25 protein-coding genes and 2 pseudogenes are annotated in these 21,009 nt (G+C 37.2%); 11 read left to right on the top strand and 16 right to left on the bottom strand.

Annotation, left to right across the window (positions count from 1 at the left end):
• Window positions 1-361 precede the first annotated feature (361 nt).
• The 6 genes from yhbY to G593_RS0116455 all read left to right on the top strand — a co-directional run bounded on the left by yhbY (window position 362) and on the right by G593_RS0116455 (window position 3,400).
• A complete protein-coding gene (yhbY, locus tag G593_RS0116480; protein WP_005332792.1) occupies window positions 362-652 on the top strand; it encodes a ribosome assembly RNA-binding protein YhbY in 291 nt (96 codons plus the stop codon).
• 56 nt (window positions 653-708) lie between these two features.
• Window positions 709-1,335 carry a nicotinate-nucleotide adenylyltransferase gene (gene nadD, locus G593_RS0116475; RefSeq protein WP_005336326.1) on the top strand — a complete coding sequence of 209 codons (627 nt, stop codon included), beginning with the start codon at window positions 709-711 and terminating at the stop codon, window positions 1,333-1,335.
• The gene (gene yqeK / locus G593_RS0116470) at window positions 1,307-1,888 is read left to right on the top strand and encodes a bis(5'-nucleosyl)-tetraphosphatase (symmetrical) YqeK (protein ID WP_005332788.1); all 582 of its coding nucleotides are present in this window, start codon (window positions 1,307-1,309) and stop codon (window positions 1,886-1,888) included. Before nadD ends, yqeK begins: the two co-directional genes overlap by 29 nt.
• 102 nt (window positions 1,889-1,990) lie before the next feature.
• Complete coding sequence (gene rsfS, locus G593_RS0116465) at window positions 1,991-2,344, top strand: ribosome silencing factor (RefSeq protein WP_029732401.1); 354 nt, start codon at window positions 1,991-1,993, stop codon at window positions 2,342-2,344.
• A 127-nt stretch (window positions 2,345-2,471) separates the two neighbouring features.
• Window positions 2,472-2,618, top strand: coding sequence for a hypothetical protein (locus G593_RS20375; RefSeq protein WP_015529224.1), 147 nt, complete (start codon window positions 2,472-2,474; stop codon window positions 2,616-2,618).
• A 104-nt stretch (window positions 2,619-2,722) separates the two neighbouring features.
• Window positions 2,723-3,400, top strand: a complete 678-nt coding sequence (locus G593_RS0116455; protein ID WP_029732400.1) for a hypothetical protein — start codon at window positions 2,723-2,725, stop codon at window positions 3,398-3,400.
• Here G593_RS0116455 and G593_RS0116450 read toward each other — a convergent pair.
• Together G593_RS0116450 and lexA are read right to left on the bottom strand one after the other, a co-directional pair.
• The gene (locus tag G593_RS0116450) at window positions 3,381-3,728 is read right to left on the bottom strand and encodes a hypothetical protein (RefSeq protein ID WP_029732399.1); all 348 of its coding nucleotides are present in this window, start codon (window positions 3,726-3,728) and stop codon (window positions 3,381-3,383) included. The two genes, G593_RS0116455 and G593_RS0116450, sit on opposite strands and share 20 nt — an antisense overlap.
• 333 nt (window positions 3,729-4,061) lie before the next feature.
• A complete protein-coding gene (gene lexA / locus G593_RS0116445; protein WP_029732398.1) occupies window positions 4,062-4,679 on the bottom strand; it encodes a transcriptional repressor LexA in 618 nt (205 codons plus the stop codon).
• A 371-nt stretch (window positions 4,680-5,050) separates the two neighbouring features.
• Between lexA and G593_RS0116440 the strand changes: the two genes are divergently transcribed.
• From G593_RS0116440 to G593_RS0116425, 4 genes are all read left to right on the top strand, one after another.
• Window positions 5,051-5,440, top strand: a complete 390-nt coding sequence (locus tag G593_RS0116440) for a LysM peptidoglycan-binding domain-containing protein (RefSeq protein ID WP_029732397.1) — start codon at window positions 5,051-5,053, stop codon at window positions 5,438-5,440.
• 296 nt (window positions 5,441-5,736) lie between these two features.
• A complete protein-coding gene (locus G593_RS0116435; RefSeq protein WP_029732396.1) occupies window positions 5,737-6,735 on the top strand; it encodes a DUF5688 family protein in 999 nt (332 codons plus the stop codon).
• Between the two features lie 278 nt (window positions 6,736-7,013).
• Window positions 7,014-7,559 carry a Uma2 family endonuclease gene (locus G593_RS0116430; protein WP_029732395.1) on the top strand — a complete coding sequence of 182 codons (546 nt, stop codon included), beginning with the start codon at window positions 7,014-7,016 and terminating at the stop codon, window positions 7,557-7,559.
• A 217-nt stretch (window positions 7,560-7,776) separates the two neighbouring features.
• Window positions 7,777-8,862, top strand: a complete 1,086-nt coding sequence (locus tag G593_RS0116425) for a tyrosine-type recombinase/integrase (RefSeq protein ID WP_022279741.1) — start codon at window positions 7,777-7,779, stop codon at window positions 8,860-8,862.
• A gap of 193 nt (window positions 8,863-9,055) precedes the next feature.
• Here G593_RS0116425 and G593_RS0116420 read toward each other — a convergent pair whose 3' ends face one another.
• Window positions 9,056-9,700, bottom strand: coding sequence for an AAA family ATPase (locus tag G593_RS0116420; RefSeq protein ID WP_005336339.1), 645 nt, complete (start codon window positions 9,698-9,700; stop codon window positions 9,056-9,058).
• Between the two features lie 373 nt (window positions 9,701-10,073).
• Here G593_RS0116420 and G593_RS21800 point away from each other — a divergent pair, with 373 nt between their 5' ends.
• Window positions 10,074-10,226, top strand: a complete 153-nt coding sequence (locus G593_RS21800; protein ID WP_288540651.1) for a 4-alpha-glucanotransferase — start codon at window positions 10,074-10,076, stop codon at window positions 10,224-10,226.
• 59 nt (window positions 10,227-10,285) lie between these two features.
• Here G593_RS21800 and G593_RS0116410 read toward each other — a convergent pair whose 3' ends face one another.
• From G593_RS0116410 to G593_RS20575, 13 genes and pseudogenes are all read right to left on the bottom strand, one after another.
• Window positions 10,286-10,999, bottom strand: coding sequence for a TraX family protein (locus G593_RS0116410; protein ID WP_029732393.1), 714 nt, complete (start codon window positions 10,997-10,999; stop codon window positions 10,286-10,288).
• Window positions 11,000-11,035: 36 nt separating this feature from the next.
• Window positions 11,036-11,578, bottom strand: coding sequence for a rubrerythrin (gene rbr / locus G593_RS0116405; RefSeq protein WP_029732392.1), 543 nt, complete (start codon window positions 11,576-11,578; stop codon window positions 11,036-11,038).
• 63 nt (window positions 11,579-11,641) lie between these two features.
• Window positions 11,642-12,049, bottom strand: a complete 408-nt coding sequence (locus G593_RS0116400) for a Fur family transcriptional regulator (protein WP_005330428.1) — start codon at window positions 12,047-12,049, stop codon at window positions 11,642-11,644.
• Between the two features lie 127 nt (window positions 12,050-12,176).
• Window positions 12,177-12,494: pseudogene (gene yaaA / locus G593_RS0116395) on the bottom strand (peroxide stress protein YaaA); the annotation flags it as partial.
• 54 nt (window positions 12,495-12,548) lie between these two features.
• Entirely contained in the window at window positions 12,549-12,716 is a 168-nt protein-coding gene (locus tag G593_RS0116390; RefSeq protein WP_005336347.1) for a DNA-binding protein, read from the bottom strand.
• Window positions 12,717-12,730: 14 nt separating this feature from the next.
• Window positions 12,731-13,123 carry a hypothetical protein gene (locus G593_RS21000; protein WP_049946510.1) on the bottom strand — a complete coding sequence of 131 codons (393 nt, stop codon included), beginning with the start codon at window positions 13,121-13,123 and terminating at the stop codon, window positions 12,731-12,733.
• A gap of 14 nt (window positions 13,124-13,137) precedes the next feature.
• A complete protein-coding gene (locus G593_RS19145; RefSeq protein ID WP_005336351.1) occupies window positions 13,138-13,536 on the bottom strand; it encodes a hypothetical protein in 399 nt (132 codons plus the stop codon).
• Between the two features lie 67 nt (window positions 13,537-13,603).
• Window positions 13,604-14,044 (bottom strand): annotated as a pseudogene (locus G593_RS0116380) (type IV secretory system conjugative DNA transfer family protein); the annotation flags it as partial.
• Between the two features lie 128 nt (window positions 14,045-14,172).
• The gene (locus tag G593_RS0116375) at window positions 14,173-14,553 is read right to left on the bottom strand and encodes a hypothetical protein (protein WP_005336354.1); all 381 of its coding nucleotides are present in this window, start codon (window positions 14,551-14,553) and stop codon (window positions 14,173-14,175) included.
• Window positions 14,554-14,904: 351 nt separating this feature from the next.
• On the bottom strand, window positions 14,905-16,095 hold the full coding sequence (locus tag G593_RS0116370; protein ID WP_029732389.1) for a site-specific integrase: 1,191 nt from the start codon (window positions 16,093-16,095) through the stop codon (window positions 14,905-14,907).
• A gap of 81 nt (window positions 16,096-16,176) precedes the next feature.
• Window positions 16,177-16,377 carry an excisionase gene (locus G593_RS0116365; protein WP_029732388.1) on the bottom strand — a complete coding sequence of 67 codons (201 nt, stop codon included), beginning with the start codon at window positions 16,375-16,377 and terminating at the stop codon, window positions 16,177-16,179.
• 962 nt (window positions 16,378-17,339) lie between these two features.
• Window positions 17,340-18,554, bottom strand: a complete 1,215-nt coding sequence (locus tag G593_RS0116355; protein WP_029732386.1) for an XRE family transcriptional regulator — start codon at window positions 18,552-18,554, stop codon at window positions 17,340-17,342.
• Between the two features lie 455 nt (window positions 18,555-19,009).
• Window positions 19,010-20,917 (bottom strand): SHIRT domain-containing protein, encoded by a 1,908-nt coding sequence (locus G593_RS20575; RefSeq protein ID WP_081646583.1) that lies wholly within the window; start codon window positions 20,915-20,917, stop codon window positions 19,010-19,012.
• Window positions 20,918-21,009 lie beyond the last annotated feature (92 nt).

The raw sequence follows: 21,009 nt of genomic DNA, 5'->3' as shown, positions 1-21,009 counted from the left end.
AAGGCCGCATGATAGCAACCATACTTTTACCCTTAGAAACATCGATACCTACTGCGTTCATAAATTTGTCACTCCTTAAGATTATTGCAATGGATAAGTGCCAGTTTTACTCATTGCCTATTCAATCTACTGTGGTGTGACACGAATGCGCCTACGACGATTCAACCTGCATAAAACGAACGCTGCGAATGAGGAGCTGGTTATCAGTCTATTTTACGGACGCGAAGTCCAAGAAAGGAAGCCGATATACCAATTGCTCCACCATTATACAGCTTAAGCAACAAGATGGATAATTCCTTACTGGCTGTAAGGGATATTAACCATAAATATATTGTAGTAGAAAGGAAATTAAAATCACGTTATGACAACGAAGCAGAGAGCATATTTAAAGGGTCTGGCTATGACTATGGATCCAATCTTTCAGATTGGAAAAAGCAGTATGACACCAGAATTTACAAAAGCAATCGCTGAGGCACTGGAAGCAAGAGAACTGATTAAGATTAGTGTTCTGAAGAACTGTGCAGACGATCCAAAAGAATTGGCAAGTATGCTGGCAGAGCGTACACATTCTCAGGTTGTTCAGGTGATCGGCAAAAAAATTGTTCTTTATAAAGAAGGAAAAGATAAGAATAAGAAGATTGTCCTTCCGTAAATGATATCAGAAGAAGCAGTAACAAAAAAATGTATGGTATCAGTGAGGTGGTATCTATGAAGATAGGAATGATGGGAGGTACATTTGATCCGATCCACAATGGACATTTACATCTTGCCCAGACTGCACTTACGCAGTTCGATCTGGATCAGATCTGGTTTATGCCAAATGGAATGCCTCCGCATAAAAAACAGTCTTCTATTGAGTCAGATATTCATGAAAGAATTGCCATGACCCAGATTGCAATAAAAGCTAATAAGCAGTTTTATCTGCAGGAATATGAAGCGAAGCGGGAAAAAGTATCTTACTCTTATAAAACGATGGAACATTTTCGGAAAATGTATCCGGACGATGAATTTTATTTTATCATAGGAGCAGATTCCCTTTTTTCAATCGAAACATGGAAACACCCGGAAAGGCTTTTTAAGGCATGTATTATTCTTGCAGCATGCAGAGATGAGGCGGCGACCAAAGAGTCCTTAAATGGACAGATACAGATGCTTAAAGGAAAATATGGAGCACATATAAAGTTCCTTGCAATGCCTTTAGAACACGTATCGTCTCATGAAATCAGAAAACTTATAGAATCAGGAGAACCTGTGTCAGAATACATTCCGGCAGAAGTTGAAGCTTACATCAGAAAGGAAGGACTGTATGGATCAGGAAATCGAAAAAATCAGTAAAAAATTAATGAAAGAACTGGATGAAGACCGCTATCGCCATACACAGGGGGTAATGTATACTTCAGCAGCACTGGCAATGCGTTATGGCGCAGATTTGAAAAAGGCCTTACTTGCCGGACTTTTACATGATTGCGCAAAATGCATTCCAGGACATACAAAGATAAAAATGTGCGAAAAATACAATCTGGAGATTTCAGAAATCGAACGAAAGAATCCAAGTCTCTTGCATGCAAAATTAGGTGCTTATCTGGCGAAAGATAAGTATGATATAGAAGATGAAGAGATTCTTATGGCAATTCGCTCTCATACGACAGGACGTCCGGGAATGAGTCTTTTAGAAAAGATTGTATATATTGCAGATTATATGGAGCCGGGGCGCAAAGAGCTGCCAAATATGATGGATGTGAGACATTTGGCATTTGAAGATATTGATAAGTGTCTGTATCGTATTTTGCGAGATTCCCTGGTGTATCTGAAAGCGCAGGACATGCCAATTGATCAGACAACCGAAGAGACTTATCAATATTACAATGAACTTTATTCCAAACATTAATAATTAATAGCAGATATGCGATGGGCGATGGCGTCCACGATAGGTGACGGGCAACAAAATCACTCGCATTCCTGCGAATTCAAAATAACAGGAGGAGACAGAATGAATCAGGCACTGGAAATGGCACGCGTAGCATATCAGGCACTGGATGAGAAAAAGGGTGAAGATATTCGTGTGATCGATATATCTGGGATATCTGTCATTGGAGATTATTTTGTTATAACAAATGGAACCAGTGACAGTCAGGTACGTGCACTTGTTGACAATGTAGAAGAGAAGATGCATAAAGTCGGATATGAGTTGAAAGAGCAGGAAGGTAATAACAGCGGTACATGGGTACTTTTGGATTACGGTGATATCATCATTCATATTTTTGACAGAGAAAACCGTCCATTCTATAATCTAGAGAGAATCTGGAGTGATGGAAAAGACGTTGAGATGAACGAATTATCTTAATAAATTGTACAGAAGTAACTAGCATTTTTCTATAATTTGTAAAAACAATTATTCTGTAGCAAACCAACCAACAAAACGAAGCGTATTACTGGCAAAACCGGTGATACGCTTTTTTAATGGAGGCAAAATGAAAAAATTTAAAGCTAAAATCTACCTAAAAAACAAAAAAGAATTAAATGAATACCTAAAAAATCTCGTAAAAATAAAGAAAAACCCTACTTTAGAAGATGTGAAATTTTCATTCAAGTGGGGAACAATCCCTTGTGACCAATAACTACCATTTGGAAATATCAGGGAAAAAGAAGATGTGGAGGAAATATAATTATAAATAACGAAATACCTAAAACAATTCCGGTCGCAGACTATGCCGGATATATTATGAAAAATTTTAAACCGGATGTCATAAAATTCAAAAAGCCTGAATCGGAATGGACAGAAGAAGAACATACAGAATATACAAAATGGAGTCTTAAACTGTCTATGGCACATAGATTCAAGCAACAAATACAGGAGAATAAGCCCTTAACAAATAGGGACAAAAGGATTATAGAGCGTTTTAGAAGTGGCGCAGATTTCTTTGGCGAAAAAATATGTGGCAAAGAAACATCAAGACTATTCGAACAACCATATACTTTTGATCTATTTAATGAGTGGCAGGAAAAGCACTTTAAAGAACACCCGGAAGACAAAGATAAAACAATCGAAGAGTTATTTGACATACGGCTTTCTGAACAGAAGCTATATCATTACAAAGAAGTAAACGGCAAATATTATGGTGCAGAAATCCCAAAAGAAATACATTACACAGAATATTTCCGATATCTATATTTCAATGTAAAGTATGAATTTAGTGAGAAAACATATTACAGATCTATCCCATATACAGACAAGGATAAGCAAGAAAGTATATGGGATAGGGAACGCTGCTTCGTTGCACAAGAGATCAGTGAATGGAGAGTGGACGAACTAGAAGATTGGCAGCGAGATCTTATTGAAAAAATAAGAGTCGGTGTTGAGCTGAAAGACGATGATATTGTTAAAGCAATGGGTTATTAAAATCTAAATGATGGTTCTTATAAAACATCTTTAGGCGAATTATGACTTCTCGTTCTTTACGAAGTTTAGCAAGAGATTCTTCATCAGATGAAACATGAGCCTCTTTAATCGAGGAATCCAACGATTTATGATAACAACAACAAGCAGAATATACAACCAGGTGATTATTTAATAGCCATTGTTCATCTATTAAATTTGAGTCTAAATAGTCAACACATTTTGATGTGGCTTTTTTGCATTCTGGTTGTTCGTAACAGCTTTGATTTAGCTCAAAAAGATAATTTGTCAAAGCATTACGTATGATAGAGTGAAAATCTTTGTTATCCATATTCTCAAAGCTCCTTTCTAAATACTCACCTATGGCGGTAGGCTGTATATATAGTATAGGGGCTGAATGAGAATAAGACAACAATAATAGTGCTTTCACACTTCATAGCAACAAAATCTAAATAAAATTTGGATTTTATTTAGACTACTAATCGTCTGAAACAAGCAAATATTGCTTAAAACAGAGGATAACGATTTTTACGAAAAACAGAAAAATCATGTTTGCGAAAGGATATAAATGAATTTAGATACAACAGAAGAGTGGAATATAAAAAACGGTATGGCGCAGGTCATACCGTTTTTATATAATATAATAGGAAATTGCATGTGAAAATTATTTAAAAAATCTAAATACACCAATCACTTTGCCTAGAATCTGACAGTCTCTTACGATGATCGGATCCATAAAGTCATTCTCCGGTTGAAGTCTGATAAATCCTTCTTCTTTATAAAAAGTCTTTACAGTTGCACCATCATCGATCAATGCAACAACCATATCTCCGTTATCTGCTGTCTGCTGTTGCTCTACCAGTACCATATCCCCGTTAAGAATACCTGCATTGATCATACTCTCACCGCAAACAGTCAGCATGAAGGTCTGATTATTCGGCATGAATTCCATCGGAATAGGAAAGTAGTTCTCGATATTCTGCTGTGCCAGAAGAGGTTCTCCGGCTGCTACACGACCGATTAGCGGAACATTGACCATCTCACGTCTGTTAAAATTAAAAGACTCATCTAAAATCTCAATTGCCCTCGGTTTTGTCGGGTCACGCTTAATATATCCATTCTTCTCCAATGTCTCAAGATGAGAATGGACAGAAGAAGTAGATTTTAGATGAACAGCTTCACATATGTCACGTACTGCAGGTGGAAATCCACGTTCCAGTATCTGTGATTTGATATAATCTAAAATCTCTTGTTGTTTTGGAGTAATCTTACCCTGTGCCATAATTATAATAACCTCCCGTATATTCACACCAGCTCTTTTAGATAGTTATAGTTTAGCAGTATATGACAGAGCAACAAGCCCTTTTGTAAAACTATATAAGAACTGTACAAAATTGTTTCATTAACGTTCGTTGGCTTGATATAGAGCCTCTGATTTGATGGTTATATTTTATCACAGGGTATATTAAAAAGCAAACAAATGTTTAGAAAATATGTTCGGATTTTTATAAAAAGATATTGACATCCAAACAACTGTTCGATATAATATAGCCACGAACAGAAGTTCGGGAACATTCATTCGATGCTGGAAAAAGATATAGTTACAATTTAGAATTTCATGTTGGGGAATCAAAAAAGAGGAGTGTAAAAGTTATGAGAATGGGTAACGAATATGCGGTAGAAAGAACAATGGGAAGAACAGAATCAGGAAAGTGTCAATCGAAAACGCATAAGACATACAGAGGCACATTAACACTTTGGATTGCAGCATTTATTATGATTGCTGGATTAAGTATTGCACTTGGAAGCAATCTGGTATCCGCCCACGATAAGAGTGAACAGCCAGAACAGAAATTTTACAAGAGCATTGAGATCAAAGAAGGTGATACGTTATGGGGAATCGCTAAAGAATACAGAGGTGATGACTTCGATTCTATTTATGACTATATTGATGAAGTCATGTCTATTAACGGACTTACATCAGATCAGATCCACGCAGGACAATACCTTACAGTAGCTTATTATGACACACAGGCAAGATAATTAGTCTGTTGTGTAAATAATATAGCGTTTAAGATATATTTTATTACTCAGATATATAAGAATGTTATTCTCTTATATATAAACACTCACCCATGGACAGGGCATAAGATTAGAGATAGTTTTATGCCCTGTCTTTATACTAAGAAGAGAATTGACAATAGAATTACAAGAAGTTATCATAAATATATTAGACGTAAATAAAAAAAGTTAAAAAGTAGATTGTCATAATTAATTTTAACTTTAGAATTTTGACAAATATAACATACATATATGAATATGAAAAAAGGAGGAATCAAATGGAATATTTAACATTTGTGGAAGAATTAAAAAAACATATACTAAAGAATAAGGAATGGAATATTTCCGAAGAAAATTATAAATTTTATCCCGATGGATATAACGCTGAAAGTGATATCGAAAAAGAGTTTATACGAAATACAAATGTAAAATATAATCGTGTGGAATCGGATACGTTAATCGGTGACTTTCTTAATTTAACTGTAACATTAGAGGGCAGGACAGATACTTATTGCCGATTCTCTGTCAAAGAGTTATATAATGAATATCAGGAATATGGCTGGGAGAGAGTTGATTTTATTATCAGTGAAAATATTAAGCTGGCATCATTTTACAGTCCGGATGAGATTATGAAGAATATTACAGATTATGAGTTTATTCGTAATCGTCTGATTGTCCGGCCAATAAATTTTACCGATAATAAATATGAATTAAAGGATTGTGTATACAAGAAGATTGGTGATATTGCACTTGTATTATATGTATTGCTTTATGACGATGAGAAAATGGGATTAGGCACTGTGAAAGCCCAAAAAGCATTTATTGATAAGTGGGAGAAGGATTATGGGGAGATATGGGAAGATGCATTACGGAATACGAATGTCTGGGCACCGCCGCGTATGTACATGCGTGCAGAAGATTTAATTGATCCACCATATACTCAGGGAGCGTTTATGGCATTTGGATATAAGTTTGAAAAGATAAATCCGTTATTTGCACCGACAATTACGACAGTGAAAAAGAAAAATGGAGCAATTGCAATGTTTTATCCTGGAGTATTAGAGAAACTGGCAGAAATTTGTGGCGGAAGTTATTATGTATCATTTACAAGTATTCACGATGTACGAATTCACCCTGTATCAACAGTGCAGCCGAGACGGATTCTTCGTTCTTTAAAAGATGTAAATAAAATGTTTAATCAAGCGAGTGATATTCTGAGCCGTCAAATATTTGTTTATGATAACGAGAAGAAAGAATTAAAACCTATGGAAATGTAATTTTGAAACACTTTCAGTGGGCAATCTGCCTGGAAATATTCCAATATCAAATTAATTGACTTAAATTCAGAGACTGAGTAAAATAATGGTAGTAGGTAAATAATGTCAATGTAATGAATAAGTAAGTTGTTCTAATTGATTTGATTTTGTACCGAAACCTGTATTGAATATACGAGAGAAATTTGGATAACAAAAGTTGATTACTCGATAGAAAAGGCTCTTTTTAATTGTTGATATTAGCGGTGTAGAGATTAAATAATGTAAAGGAGGTTTTAGTTATGCCATTACCAAAAGAACAATATAAATATACAGTTGATGATATTTTGGCTTTACCAGAGGGTGAACGTGCTGAACTTTTAGATGGGAAAATTTATGATATGGCTCCGCCAACTGCAACGCACCAGTTTATACTATTTGAATTATCTTTAACGATAGGTACTTTTATTAAAAACAATAAAGGTTCTTGTCAGGTAGCGTTAGCACCATTTGCAGTATTCTTGAATGACGATAATCAAAATTATGTCGAACCGGATTTGTCTGTAATATGCAATCCATCAATTCTTGACGAAAAAGGCTGCCATGGAGCACCGGATTGGATAATTGAAATTGTATCGCCAAGTAGTGAACGGATGGATTATGTTGTAAAAACATTCAAATATCGGACTGCTGGAGTTCGAGAGTATTGGGTTATAGACAAAACCTTGCAAAAAGTAACAGTTTTTGATTTTGAAAATGACAATATGTTTGAATATGATTTTACACAGAAAATTCCCGTTTTGATTTATGATGGCGAATTGGAAATTGATTTATCCAGATTTATTTAGCTATGATTTAGGAGGCTAAAGTTCATTCTAATGTTATTTATATATATGTTCACATTAGTAAAATCAATCTATACGACAAACACCGATTTTTCCAAAAGATGTAGATATGAAGATGAAGTTATGGTATAATTTACGTAGATTTTTATATGAAATAAAGGATATTCCAATATTCAAAAGATCATATAGACACATAACGTAATTACGAGGGGAAAATATTATGGCAGACAAAATAATAACTAAATCATCAACTATGACCAGCGATTATTACAAGCAGACACAGATAGACCAGACACTGAGACTTAGAGAAGTCTTAAAGACTTTGCCGCCATTCGCGAAGGATTATTTCCGGGCCATGGAGCCCAAATCGTCTGCAAAGACGAGAATCAATTATGCATATGATATCCGGGTGTTCTTTCATTTTTTATTAGAAAATAATCCGATTTACAAGAATTATACGATGGATCAGTTCCGGGTTCAGGATCTGGAGCGTATTGAGCCTGTTGATATTGAAGAATATATGGAATATCTGAAGGTTTATAAGCGTGAGGACAACGAAATGATTACCAACAGTGAACGTGGGTTAAAACGTAAAATGTCAGCGCTTAGAAGCTTTTATTCGTATTACTTTAAGCATCAGTACATTGCCACGAATCCGACGCTTTTAGTAGATATGCCAAAGCTTCATGACAAGGCAATTATACGTTTGGATATTGATGAGGTGGCAATGCTTTTGGATTATGTGGAATCTGCAGGTGAACATCTGACTGGACAGGCACTTGCATATTATCAGAAAACAAAGAATCGTGATCTGGCGATTCTTACACTTCTTCTCGGTACTGGAATCCGTGTTTCAGAGTGTGTAGGTTTAAATCTTACAGATGTAGATTTTAAGAATAATGGAATTACGGTTACGCGAAAAGGCGGAAGCCAGATGGTTGTTTATTTTGGTGATGAGGTTGCGGATGCACTTGAGAATTACATTGAAGCTGACAGGAAAGTCATTACTCCCCTCTCCGGCCATGAAGAAGCCTTATTTTTGTCAACGCAAAGAAAGCGTATGGGGGTTCAGGCAATTGAGAATATGGTGAAGAAATATGCTCGTCAGGTAACTCCGAATAAAAAAATCACACCTCATAAGCTTCGTAGTACCTATGGCACGTCGCTATATAAGGAAACAGGTGATATTTATCTTGTGGCAGATGTCCTGGGGCATAAAGATGTTAATACGACCAAAAAACATTATGCAGCTATTGATGAAGACAGACGCCGTATGGCGGCTTCGGCAGTGAAATTAAGAGAATAAATTTTAAAAATTAAAATTTTTTTGATTTTTGATGTAAGAAAATAGTATTCAAACAAAAAACTAAAACAGTTGAATAAAAAATAAGAAAGCAGAATCTATTTCTGATTGAGAAAATGTTCCGCTTTCTTATTTTTTATTGTAATATAAGACTGAAGTTAAAAGGTCTCAACTATGATCCCCGGGATTTTTTCATTTAGTATATCTTTTTATTAATTTTCTGATCATCTTTGATTTCAATCAGTTTAAGAATAGCGTCAACAGTACCTTCAATGCCGAGTTTGGAACTATCCAGACAGAACTGATAGCTGTTTGCATCTCCCCAGCGTTTGTTTGTATAATAATTATAATAGCTGCTACGCTGTTTATCTGTCTTACGGATCATATCTTTTGCCTTTGCATCTGTCAGATCAAAATCACGTGCGATACGGCGGATACGGGCATCCATATCTGCATGAATAAATACGCTTAAAAGCTCAGGATTATCTTCTAATGCATAATCTGCACATCTTCCGACAAGAACACAAGATCCAGCTTTTGCAATCTTTTTTATCGCATCAAATTGTGCAAGAAAAACCTTATGATTTAATGGCATATCCGTATAACTTCCGGATGAATAACCAAAGGAATATGTATCCATTACCAGAGAATACAGAAAGCTGTTTGTTGGTTTTTCATCATGGCTTTCAAAAATCTCCTGGCATATTCCGCTTTCTTTTGCTGCAAGATCCAGCATATCTTTGTCGTAACATTTAATACCTAATTTTTCAGCTAATTTATGACCTATCTCGCATCCTCCACTACCAAATTCACGTCCGATTGTAATAATTGTATTTGTCATATTTATCACGCTCCTTTAAATATATAGACATTATACTATAAATTGCGCGAAATGTATAGAAAATTTAATTTGAATTATAACTCTTTGCTGCCTTGCACATCCTCAGACAAAACTGTTCTATGTCTATACGAATATCGTTTCCGTTCTCCTGTATGTTCATACTGTCCAACTGACAAACTGACATTCCACAGTTTAGTCCAAGATGAAAGCGTATATTATTTTTATCATTCAAATGAGATGATCAACGGCTGGTTTGAAACCGCTCCGGAAGAAGACACATCCAATGCGATCCGATATCTTCGTCTGACAAAAAAGGAAGGATATCACTGGGGCATGATGCAGTGCATGGGCAAGCGTATCTGATACAGCGATCATGCAGATGCAGGATCTTCTTGGTCTCGGACATGAAGCCCGGATCAATACCCCATCAACGCTGAATGATAACTGGACCTGGCGATGCAAGCCTGAAAGCATCTCAGATAAACTCGCAAAGCAGTTATATGAAGAAATGAAAATATACTACTAAAGGGGTCCTCAAATATAGAAGCGAAAGGGCGTAAATGCATTCACATTTACGCCCTCTTTTTAAATTCCAAGATACATTCTTATGATTCCTAAAATCAGCAAATGCACCGGATAGAAAAGATAATTTACTAACTTATTCTGTTTTCCACGCTCTCCATTGTAAGTAAGTGTCAGTCCAAATCCAAGCAGAGCCCACGGCTCTTTAAACATAGAGATGTAACAAAACGGAATTCCAAGTGCCCATCTCTCATGAAAAATATAACAGAAATAACCGATCAGTACCGCATGATGTTCGTAGTCCAGACTTGCATTCATTGCTACAATGCACAACACCGCTACAATGAGAAATGATACGAAATACCACAAAGACTTCGGTAGTGCCGCCATCTTTTCTTTCAGTACATCGATCACCCAGATCATAGCAAGCACAAGTGCCAGTGTAAACATAATATTGTTCCAGTTGATTTCAACAAATCTAGCCGATGTGCACATATCAAACGGAACCTCTGATATCACTCCAAATACAAGAAGTGTAACTAAATATCTCCATTTAGTGCTTGTGTGGAAATATCCTTCCACAAGAAGGAAGATAAATATCGGGAAAGCGATTCTTCCTAAAATATCAAAAAAATCACTCAATCGATTCAATGCTCCTCCATCCAGATTTGGATAGATTAATGCCTTATTCGTATGGTCAATGAACATCGATAAAAAAGCGATATATTTCAATTGCGCTCCTGAGAATATCTTGATTCGTTCTTTTATATTGTTCATAAGTTTTTCTTTTCAGACACCTTTCTTAATTCTATTCTAGTAATTTTCTGCGTGAAGTTCAAAGTAGCTCTGTGGATGTGCGCATACCGGACAGACTTCCGGGGCTTTCGTTCCAACTACAATATGTCCACAGTTACGGCATTCCCATACCTTCACTTCGCTCTTCTCAAACACCTGAGCAGTTTCAATGTTCTTAAGAAGTGCACGATATCTCTCCTCATGGTGCTTTTCAATTTTTCCTACTGCTCTAAATTTTGCTGCAAGCTCAGGGAAACCTTCTTCCTCTGCTGTTTTAGCAAAGCCATCATACATATCTGTCCACTCGTAGTTCTCTCCTTCTGCAGCAGCAGCTAAGTTTTCTTTTGTATCACCAATTCCTGCTAATTCCTTGAACCACATCTTTGCATGTTCTTTCTCATTATCTGCAGTCTTTAAAAACAATGCTGACATCTGCTCGTAGCCTTCCTTTTTCGCTACGGATGCAAAATAAGTATACTTATTTCTTGCCTGTGATTCTCCTGCAAATGCCTCCTGTAAATTTTTTTCTGTCTGTGTTCCTGTGTACTTGTTAGCAGCCATCTCTTTTACCTCCATTTTCTTTACCACTTTTTCAAAATCTCATGCCATCATTTGCATAAATGCTTAATAGATTTGCCCATCCTTTATCTTTTTCTGGCATTTCGGACAAATACCTTTAAATAATATGTCATATCCTAAAAAGTCCGTTCCATGTGTATCATGAATTTTTTCTAGCAAGCCCAATATTTCATCCATATCCACATCTGAAATCTCACCGCAGTTTACACACCTCACATGGTAATGGTTCTTTAATGTAAGGTCGAACCGATTAGGTCCATCCGGAACTTCCACTTTTCTTAAATCACCTTCTTCTACCAATATGTCGAGATTTCTATATACAGTCCCTTTGCCGATTGTAGGACAGAATTCTTTTACAAATTCATATACTTCATTTGCCGTAACATGTCTTTTCATTTCACATACAGCGTTTCTTACAAGATCTTTTTGAATGGTATTTCTTCTACTTGTCATCAGCTCTCCTTATTAGGACTAGTTCTTAATAAGGATTATATACCACTATCATCCTGTTGTCAATAAAAATAGTAATAATTCTCATTATTATAGAAACTGTCAAACTGAGCATCTTTTACCTGAATAACTATTTTATTTTGCGTTCAAATACATATTCGGAACCTGAAGATAAATCAGACCTAAACGAATATCCGAGTCTGTCAAATTTCTGAATCTCCACCGGATTTTCAATATTATTATCCGATATGAATCTGACCATTTCACCACGAGCCATCTTGGCATAGGTACCTTTTGTTACCAATTTATCTCCGGATAACTCACAAAATACAATCGTAATATATCTGTCCTGTGGTGTCAGATACTTTTCTATACATTTTGAGTATTCTTTCGATGCAAGATTAATGATAATCCTACTGTCATCGATTACTGAGCGGTATAACAATTCAATATAGACAGGCAGTTCAACCGGTGCTAAGTTATCGGTATCTACAATCATCTTTTATCCATTTTGCTCCAACTGCTTGATTCTGGAAAAAGCAGATGATGTTGATTTCGCCCCGATCAACTCTCCAAATTCCCGGACTGTCGGCGGGTATCCATGCTCCTTCGTATAATTCAAAATACATTGATAACTTTCTTTCTGTTTTCTGGTTAATGCTTTATTCAAATCTATCCCTCCAATTACCCATGAAAATAACTGTGTGGATGGATCGTGTGCGTACCAGCGTCTAAGTGGGATAAGACTTTATCCTGATACATTGCCGCTTGCTGTATACTGAAATAACCAAACCATCGTCTGACCTCATCTACAGTACGATCCAGCTTGTATAATACTGTCAATATCCGCTTCTTCCAGCAACACATCATAATCCGCACGCATCCGAGATGTAATCCGGTTGTAAAGACTAATATTCCCGTTTCCATAGAGTCGCAGATCTCCATATCCTCAATTCCGGAACGGAACATCAGATAATCTGTTGTAAATCCACCAATGTCCACATCTACTACTTTAGGGTAAGAACGTATCTCCCGGTGCTGCAGCATAATCGCCGCATAATCCTGGGGAAATGCCATAACATCTGTGATAGTTACATGATATTCTTTTTACTTATAATTAAATTGAAGTATTTCTCCAGTTCCCCGGAAAAACGTCTCATATTTATCATAGAGTTCCGCAAAATGCTTCGCGGCAGTCCTATTGGCATTTGAACTTGGATTAAATCACCTTTTTCGATATTCGGGTTTAATTCCAGTTCCTTTGCTATTCCTAAAAGTGTCAATAAGAAAAATCTTTGATCGGCAGTCTTATCTCTCTGATATGGGATTCTCCTGTTACTCGGCACATAAAACTTTCCGTTATACTCCAGATAATCAAATCCCCTGCCTGGGCTAATATCGCTTTCACTGATTCCAGTCGTAAATACTGTATGAACCGTTTTGATATTTCTGTTTCCATGGTCGATTGCAATTCTGATTCGTTTTATCATATTGAATCTCTCTTTTTTTCTTTTCTACTTATTACATATGTTTTCTGTACGTGAAACGTAAAATAATAAGGAAAAGTGTAGTATCACAGTTGCCCAGAATGGTATCTGCACTATCTTTGTACATTGCCTTTAACTGGCTCTGTGACTGCAAAATAATAGAAGCAGAGATTTCCCTGCTTCGGATGGTCGCAATCAGCTTGTCAAACTGAGGAATTTGTCCGATGTTGGCAAACTCATCAGCAATGACACGCACATGAACTGGCAGTCTTCCACCATATTCATCATCTGCCTTGTCACAAAGCAGATTGAAAAGCTGTGACTGTAACATGGCAATCACAAAGTTAAAGGTTGTATCTGTATCTGACATAATCAAAAACAAGGCTGTCTTCCTGTCTCCGATCTTATCCAGTTCCATTTCATCATAAGACATGATTTCACGAAGTTCTGCTATATCAAATGGTGCCAGCCTCGCACCACAGGAAATAAGAATACTTTTGGCAGTTTTGCCAGTAACAAAATGTCAATAGTTTTTTAATCACTTTTTCAAAAAAAGGCAAAAAATAGAACGTATAGATTATTTCTATACGCTCTATCTCACATTTCATATTAAATTTTTGAATTCTACAAACTTGAATTTTATTCTTTGTCGTTCAAAAGTTTATTTACTCTTTCAACTGGAAATCTGTCTTCAATGTCAATTATTTCAAATAAATTTAGGGGTAATTCTTTCTCTCCAATCAGAGTAAGATATTCATTAACAGCTCTGCGGTCAATTATAATTTTCCCATGACCGGCCCAATGACGATTGCTCTCTCTCTTTTTCAAGCCAGAAATCCAATATTCATCGCCGTTTTCAATATCTACATAGTTAGAATAACCACCATTATATTTTTGAAAAGCATGGTCATTAAAGTAAATGGTTTTCTTGGTTTTTGAAGTTCTCACATATCCAATCCATGCTGGACCATCATCAGAATATCCTGTTTTTAGTTCAATATACATTAAATCTTTAATCATTTATATCACTCCTTAATTCCGATTTTAATGTCTCTATTATACCATAGTGATATTATTATAAAAAGGAAAAAGAGCTCCTTCGAGCTCTTTTGGGTCAGTTCTGCAAACTGAGAATTGGTATATCTCCTGTAAGTTGCAGTTATTGGAATTGATGAGCACGATGTATTTGCATCATTTTTTTGCATATAAAATAGTATCAACTTTTTCTATATCTTCTTATAACTTCTCGAATTGCCGATATATCCTTATTTTATAAGGTTTGTCGGCTTTTTTCATTTCTTCAACCTACCGCAGAACTGGGTCTACACTACGCATATCTTCACTCTCAATCGTTGTACATTTCGTTGTAAATCACGCTATCATACTTCTCATTTCTTTGTTTGCTCCTACTTCTGACGCATGAGCGTATAAGTTAAGCGTTATTGATATGTTGGAATGTCCCATGATATACTGTAAATTCTTTGGGTTCATATTCTTTTGTGCTAATCTCGTACAAAATGTATGTCTTAGTGTATGTGGTGTAATATGTGGCAATGGAACATCATGTGTCTTGTTGTACTTCTTTATCATTCGTATCAATAAAGTTTTATAGGTTGCGTTATGTGCAGGACAACCATTCTCTAACAGAAACAGAAAGTGACGATAACCGTCAATCTCTTTTATCATAGGTTTCAGTTTCCTTTTTAACACTCTATGAAAGGCCTTTTCTGTTTCATCACTCATTGGCACTTTACGAATACCGCTTTTTGTCTTTGGCTCATTGATATAATAACCGTCTTTGTTTTTCAGTAACTGATGATTGATATTGATTGAATGATTTTCAAAATCTAAATCATGTTTTGTCAATCCACAGAATTCTGATATTCTTAGTCCTGTTTTTAACAGTATCAGTACATCATCATAATATCTCTGATAACAGTTATCCTGTGCTATGAAATCGAGTAATGCCTGCTCCTGTTCTTCACTTAATGCGACTTTCGTTTTGCTGTCATTTTCAATCACTTCACTTAGTGAAAAATCAAAAGGGTTCTTCCTTACATAATCATCATCAATCGCCATACAAAAGGACGCTTTTAATGAACGCTTATAGTTCTTGATTGTTCCAAAGGAAAAACCTTTCTGTTGCATACGGGTTGCCCATTCTCTAGCGTCTGACGGTTTAATAGTGTCAATACTCCTAGAACCTAGTATATCGTCCTCTAAGGCTTTCATAAGGTATTTTCTGCCGACTTCTGTATTCTTCGTTACATTTGGTCGCTGTGCATTCTTTTTAGCATATAACTGGCAAAGTGTCATTTTACCGCCCTGCGTGTCGATACCGTCATACAAATCTCTTTGTATGATACGCTCCTTTTCTCTTAACGACAAATCATCTCGTTTGCCTTTCGGTGTTCTATCTGTCGGTAATAATTTCCAAGCATACACATATTTTGTTTTACCCAATGCGTCTACATATTTGTAAGTGTATCTTCCGTCTGGTCTTTGACTTTCTCCTCTCTGTAATATTCTGTTTCTGTTATCTCGTCTTTTTAATGCTGACATCTTTCAGACTCCTTTCAAAGTATGAAAGAGCCTTGTATATACGACTTAATCAAATCATAACACGCACAAGGCTCTTTTGCATTAAATTTGTTCTAGTTTATCTATGACTTTTTCAAAATTCTTTTTCTTGATAAGCATACGGTTACCATTCATAACGACACATTCTCGTTTATGTTCATTGGCAATTTGACGCAATTTATTTTCGCCAATGCGGAAGTAACTAGACGCTTCTTCGATTGTCATAAGGTATCGTTCCCATAATGGCATACTTAAATCGTGCATAAATTCTCACTCCTTTCCGTAAAATGTTTTTTAAGCAATTCAACGGCTTTTGTCATAGCCCACAGGAGTTCCACCTCTGCATTATCCAATGTAGCCGTATCCATTGCGTGCGACACTCTGAACGCTCAAGCTGTGGCTGTACGGGAGTATCATTATCAGACAGAACAGGTCATGGCGATAAAAGAGGACAAGTCTTTTACATGAACACAAACAATAATCGCTCACTTTTGCAGGGGAAAGGTCATGGCGTATTTGTTTCAACGGCTCGCTGTCTGTCTAAGGTATTGAATTGCTTTATTCAGTTGTCAAAGAACACGAAAGAAGAAAATCATCTTTCCTATATACCGCGTTGAAAAATAGGGAAAGTGTAACCAATATTCAAAACTTTTTCTTTCTACACCATATAGGGAATGGAAAGTGCTAAATGCTAAGATGAAAATGAAATATTTTCTTCCTTTCACATCAACACTCAACGGCTACGGTCTGTTTGAATACAAAATCAAGAAATATAATAAATTTCTTCTTTCTTGCACCAACACTCGATACGAACAATGTTTTTGAATACAAATTAAAGAAAGTTTTTCTTCTTTACATACAACACTCTCCTGCAAAGTGTCTTTTGCTAACCAAAATAGAAAAATTTTTTACTTTTTTCTTCTTTCGCACCATATAAGGACGGCAAAGGTATATATAATGACCTTTTTGAAAATTTTTTCTTCCCTCGCTCCATATAGGGAACAGATAGGCGGTTTTGCTTCCATTTTTCAAAAATTTTTCCTCTTTCATCTCATATCTGTACAGCAGATGAGGTTTTTATGACTTAATTCGTAAATTTCTGTCCCTATATGCACATATCAGTACAGCAAAGACTGATTTGCTAAGCTAAACTGAAAAAAGTTGAAATTTCTTTCACACCATATCTGTACACGTTTTGATGTTCTGTTGCGGATTTTTCATGGAAATTAAAAAATACCGTCAGTTTCCTTTGAAACGGCGGTATCTATCCTTTCTTCTATGGTTGTCTTTTCAAGTTCCAGCAAGTGTCTGTGCTTGTCTTTCAGTTCGGTATGCTCCAGCATATCGTCCATTATGGTTGTATGGTTCATCTTATCCAGTTCCTGCACCATTTTAAGCGTAGGTGCTACCTGTCTTTGTAGCCAATGCAATGCTCTTTCCATTGTGAACGGTTCTGGCTGTGTGGTTAATCGAATGGGTTCTCGGTTATCTCCTACAAAATACGCCCACTCAGGATTGATTTTCCAGCGGTTCTTCGGCTTATCTTCTTCTGGGTCAACGAAACGGATATAATGATTGATGATAGAAAATGCTGTCCTCTCAGCGTCATAGTAAGTCAGCAAATCCACAACAGCCTTATAGGCTCTTTCATTCTTCATGCGGATTTCAAAACGGTTCTTGATTTCGCTGTCTTCAATGGCAATGCCTTTCTTGACGTATTGTTCCTTTGCCTTTTCATAAATGCAGAAATACAGCTCGCTTTGTGTTGAGCCGATATACATTGTATTTCCTGTGCTTTCGGGTATATCATCGCCATTCTTGTCCGTTCCGTCATATCGCTTTTGTCTGCGAAAGTAGGAGATACATTCTCCACGCTGATACTTTTCTATGAGCTTTGGAATATCCAGCACTCCAACTCTGTCATTTATCGCAAGGTCAAGACGCTTTATCACGCCGTCAGAAGTCAGACAGTCCATCATCAAATCAAACCAGCTTCTCTGCTGTGCCAGAAGATAGCCCTCAATCTGCCTGCACCCTTTGCCTTTCAGTTCCAGCAGAACACCCAATGATGGGTTGGAAGATACCAGCACGGTAATATCGCCTAAAATATACTGTTCTTCATAGCCGTAGCGTCCGTATTCTTCATGGAGCATGTGTCTGGGCTTGATATGCAGAATGTCCTTAATAACGGTCAACGGGTCTGTGGTAGGGAAACGGACACGGAAATAGTCAACCAGTATGAACATAGGCTCTAATGGATTTAATCGTTCCAACTGTTTCTGAATTTCCGCTTTCAGTTCTTCTGTCAATGGAAGTTTCCCCGTTTCAATGCGGTTATAATGTTCTCGACTGATACCGCAGGCAACGGCAAGTCTTTTTTGCGATACTCCGTATTCCTCACGCTTAAACTTTAATTCTTCAATAAATTTTTTATCATTCATTCTTCAATTCCTCCAATCAAAAAGGCAACTACCATGTACTGATAATTGCCTGCATTTCATTTCTGCAAAAGAAAAAGACAATCAACTTCTTATTTGAAATCAACTGTCTTTCCTATGCTATTTAATTTTTCAAAGTGATAATGGCATGATTTATATCACGCTGTGTAAAATGAGGTTTCGTCCTGTACTTACAGCGTTTTCCGCTTGCTAACGTCTATTGTTTCTTGTTTTTTATGCCCCCCTTGTTAGATAACGGGGGCTTATAAGGCTCGCTACGCTCGCCAGACCGCCGAAGTGAACCGCCCCCTCGCCAGCAAGCTGGCGTGGCGATATGTCTTGCGACCGCCACCGTGGGCGGCTCGCTCCGTCGGTTATCGTTTGCGTCCTTGAAAGCACGTTTCTAAAGCAGAGCAGAAGAAAAGGACAGAAACCTTTGTCCCTGTCCTTAATCATGCTTATCTGCTTCTTCTACGCTTGAAAATCAGTGCCGTTATCACTCCTGTAAGGGAAATGATGGTTGCCATGCTCCACAATAAGACATTCGTGCTATCGCCTGTCTTGACTGCCGTATCTGGCTTATCTGCCTTTGAAGCAGTGTTGTTCTTATCGTTGACGTTGTTATCGCCTTTGTCTGGCTTTGTCGGAGCAGTAGGCTGTTCTTCTTTATCTTTATCCTTGACCGTAATAGTTATGGTCTTAGTTACAGAAGCACCGTTGCTATCAGTTACCTTGTAAGTAACCGTATATGTACCAGCTTTTGAGGTATCTACTGTATTGTTGATAACCTCAATCTTATCCGTAAGGTCGCCGTCCTCTTTATCCAAAGCTGTTACACCTGCCATAACATCAAAACTGTCTCCAACGGTCAGCGTCTTATCTTCGGCTGTAATCACAGGAATATGGTTGATACCTCCTGCATTTTTCGCAAATGTCCATGTACCAGTAAAGGCAGTATCTGCTGTCAGCTTTTCGATTTCTTCTGGTGTCCAGCCCTCAAACAGCCATACGCCGTCGGTTGTTTCCACTCTGTCAGCTTTCAATGCTACTGGAACAACTTTCACACCATATACATAACTCGTTGCTTTTGGAAGCATGTCATTGACTTCTTTTGGAAGCTCCTTGTCGTCCGCTCCATTGATAAACTGGTAAGAAACAGTATATTTTTCATCATTGTCTGGTTTGTCGTTTCCATTTTCATCAACCGCCCATTGTGCGGAGTAAGTTACGGTCTGTGTTACTGTTTCTGTGACTTCTGGTGTCCAGCCTGTAAACACATAACCTGTACGTTTCGGCTCTCCATTAAATTTTGGTGTTTTAGTTCCTGATAACAGGTCGACATAGCTCTGGTCTTTGAAGATTTCTTCATTGTCCACACCGTCTGTATAGGTAACAGTGAATTTTTCTTCTTTGTCGTCAGGCGTGCCGTTGTTATTCTTGTCGTCCGCCCATGTAGCTGTATATACGGCAGTTCCTGCCACCTTGTTTGTTACTTCTGGGTTCCACCCTGTGAATACATAATCTTTACGCTCTAAACTTCCCTTAAACTTTGGCGTAACGTCGCCAATCTTTAAGTCAGAATATACTTCGTCCTTAAAAATTTCTTGCCCCTCTACACCGTCCGTATAGGTTACAGTATAAAGTTCATTTGTAAAGGTTACGTCGATAGTATGTGGTTCTCTTACATTTTCAAAAGTATAAGAGAAGTTGTCTTTTCCTACTGCGTTGGAAATGTCCTGCCCGTCTACTGAAACAGAAGCTATATCCTGTCCAGCGTCAGCGGTAATATCATATTGCTTGCTGTCGCCATAGTTTACTTCCGTAACGCCATTGTCTGTAATCGTTCCACCTGTGCCAGCAGTGGCATTGATTGTAGGATTGAAATTCGCATAAATATTATATATGATTTTATTTCCTACGGTTTCGCCTTTAGTAAGCAGGCGGTTGACAGAGATAGTCTGTCCTGTGCCATTATATGCACTGTTCCAATCAGAACCGTCGTTTGAGAAAGAATATCGTTTTCCCCAGCCATAATCAGTACGATTGCCTAAATCTTCTCCTTGATAGAGCTGTTCATATGTCCAGCCTTTCCATACCCAGCCGTCCGCAGGAGTTGCGGTATATTCTCTGTAACCGATACCCTGTGTAAAGGTTGTTTCCACCCCGTTGCTGTCTGTCAGTTCTGCCGTTCCACCATTTCTGGTAACATATGCATGGACTTCGGCATCTTTAACGATAGCCTGCATCTCGCTTACTTCCTCATAGCGGTCTGGAATATTGCTGTTAGCAAGAACAATCTGTGGCGTGATAGAAGCCAGCATAGACAGTGATAATACGACCGCTAATGCCTTTTTTGTTCTTTTCATTGCTTGTTCTCCTTTCTTGAATTTTATAGAGAACGATTAAAAGACTTTATTCCTCCCTCCTTTTTGTACTATTCTCAAAAAGTACACCTTTT

Source organism: Dorea sp. AGR2135, from assembly GCF_000420885.1.
Taxonomy (GTDB): domain Bacteria; phylum Bacillota; class Clostridia; order Lachnospirales; family Lachnospiraceae; genus Dorea; species Dorea formicigenerans.
Note: the sequence above shows the minus strand (reverse complement) of the source record. Positions and strands in the feature narration are given on the sequence as shown.

Bases quoted from the DNA above. Each gene is read 5' to 3' on its own strand.
- yhbY (WP_005332792.1), top strand. From the start codon at position 362: ATGACAACGAAGCAGAGAGCATATTTAAAGGGTCTGGCTATGACTATG.
- nadD (WP_005336326.1), top strand. From the start codon at position 709: ATGAAGATAGGAATGATGGGAGGTACATTTGATCCGATCCACAATGGA.
- yqeK (WP_005332788.1), top strand. From the start codon at position 1,307: ATGGATCAGGAAATCGAAAAAATCAGTAAAAAATTAATGAAAGAACTG.
- rsfS (WP_029732401.1), top strand. From the start codon at position 1,991: ATGAATCAGGCACTGGAAATGGCACGCGTAGCATATCAGGCACTGGAT.
- G593_RS20375 (WP_015529224.1), top strand. From the start codon at position 2,472: ATGAAAAAATTTAAAGCTAAAATCTACCTAAAAAACAAAAAAGAATTA.
- G593_RS0116455 (WP_029732400.1), top strand. From the start codon at position 2,723: ATGAAAAATTTTAAACCGGATGTCATAAAATTCAAAAAGCCTGAATCG.
- G593_RS0116450 (WP_029732399.1), bottom strand. From the start codon at position 3,728: ATGGATAACAAAGATTTTCACTCTATCATACGTAATGCTTTGACAAAT.
- lexA (WP_029732398.1), bottom strand. From the start codon at position 4,679: ATGGCACAGGGTAAGATTACTCCAAAACAACAAGAGATTTTAGATTAT.
- G593_RS0116440 (WP_029732397.1), top strand. From the start codon at position 5,051: ATGAGAATGGGTAACGAATATGCGGTAGAAAGAACAATGGGAAGAACA.
- G593_RS0116435 (WP_029732396.1), top strand. From the start codon at position 5,737: ATGGAATATTTAACATTTGTGGAAGAATTAAAAAAACATATACTAAAG.
- G593_RS0116430 (WP_029732395.1), top strand. From the start codon at position 7,014: ATGCCATTACCAAAAGAACAATATAAATATACAGTTGATGATATTTTG.
- G593_RS0116425 (WP_022279741.1), top strand. From the start codon at position 7,777: ATGGCAGACAAAATAATAACTAAATCATCAACTATGACCAGCGATTAT.
- G593_RS0116420 (WP_005336339.1), bottom strand. From the start codon at position 9,700: ATGACAAATACAATTATTACAATCGGACGTGAATTTGGTAGTGGAGGA.
- G593_RS21800 (WP_288540651.1), top strand. From the start codon at position 10,074: ATGCAGATGCAGGATCTTCTTGGTCTCGGACATGAAGCCCGGATCAAT.
- G593_RS0116410 (WP_029732393.1), bottom strand. From the start codon at position 10,999: ATGAACAATATAAAAGAACGAATCAAGATATTCTCAGGAGCGCAATTG.
- rbr (WP_029732392.1), bottom strand. From the start codon at position 11,578: ATGGCTGCTAACAAGTACACAGGAACACAGACAGAAAAAAATTTACAG.
- G593_RS0116400 (WP_005330428.1), bottom strand. From the start codon at position 12,049: ATGACAAGTAGAAGAAATACCATTCAAAAAGATCTTGTAAGAAACGCT.
- G593_RS21000 (WP_049946510.1), bottom strand. From the start codon at position 13,123: ATGGCATTTCCCCAGGATTATGCGGCGATTATGCTGCAGCACCGGGAG.
- G593_RS19145 (WP_005336351.1), bottom strand. From the start codon at position 13,536: ATGATAAAACGAATCAGAATTGCAATCGACCATGGAAACAGAAATATC.
- G593_RS0116375 (WP_005336354.1), bottom strand. From the start codon at position 14,553: ATGATTAAAGATTTAATGTATATTGAACTAAAAACAGGATATTCTGAT.
- G593_RS0116370 (WP_029732389.1), bottom strand. From the start codon at position 16,095: ATGTCAGCATTAAAAAGACGAGATAACAGAAACAGAATATTACAGAGA.
- G593_RS0116365 (WP_029732388.1), bottom strand. From the start codon at position 16,377: ATGCACGATTTAAGTATGCCATTATGGGAACGATACCTTATGACAATC.
- G593_RS0116355 (WP_029732386.1), bottom strand. From the start codon at position 18,554: ATGAATGATAAAAAATTTATTGAAGAATTAAAGTTTAAGCGTGAGGAA.
- G593_RS20575 (WP_081646583.1), bottom strand. From the start codon at position 20,917: ATGAAAAGAACAAAAAAGGCATTAGCGGTCGTATTATCACTGTCTATG.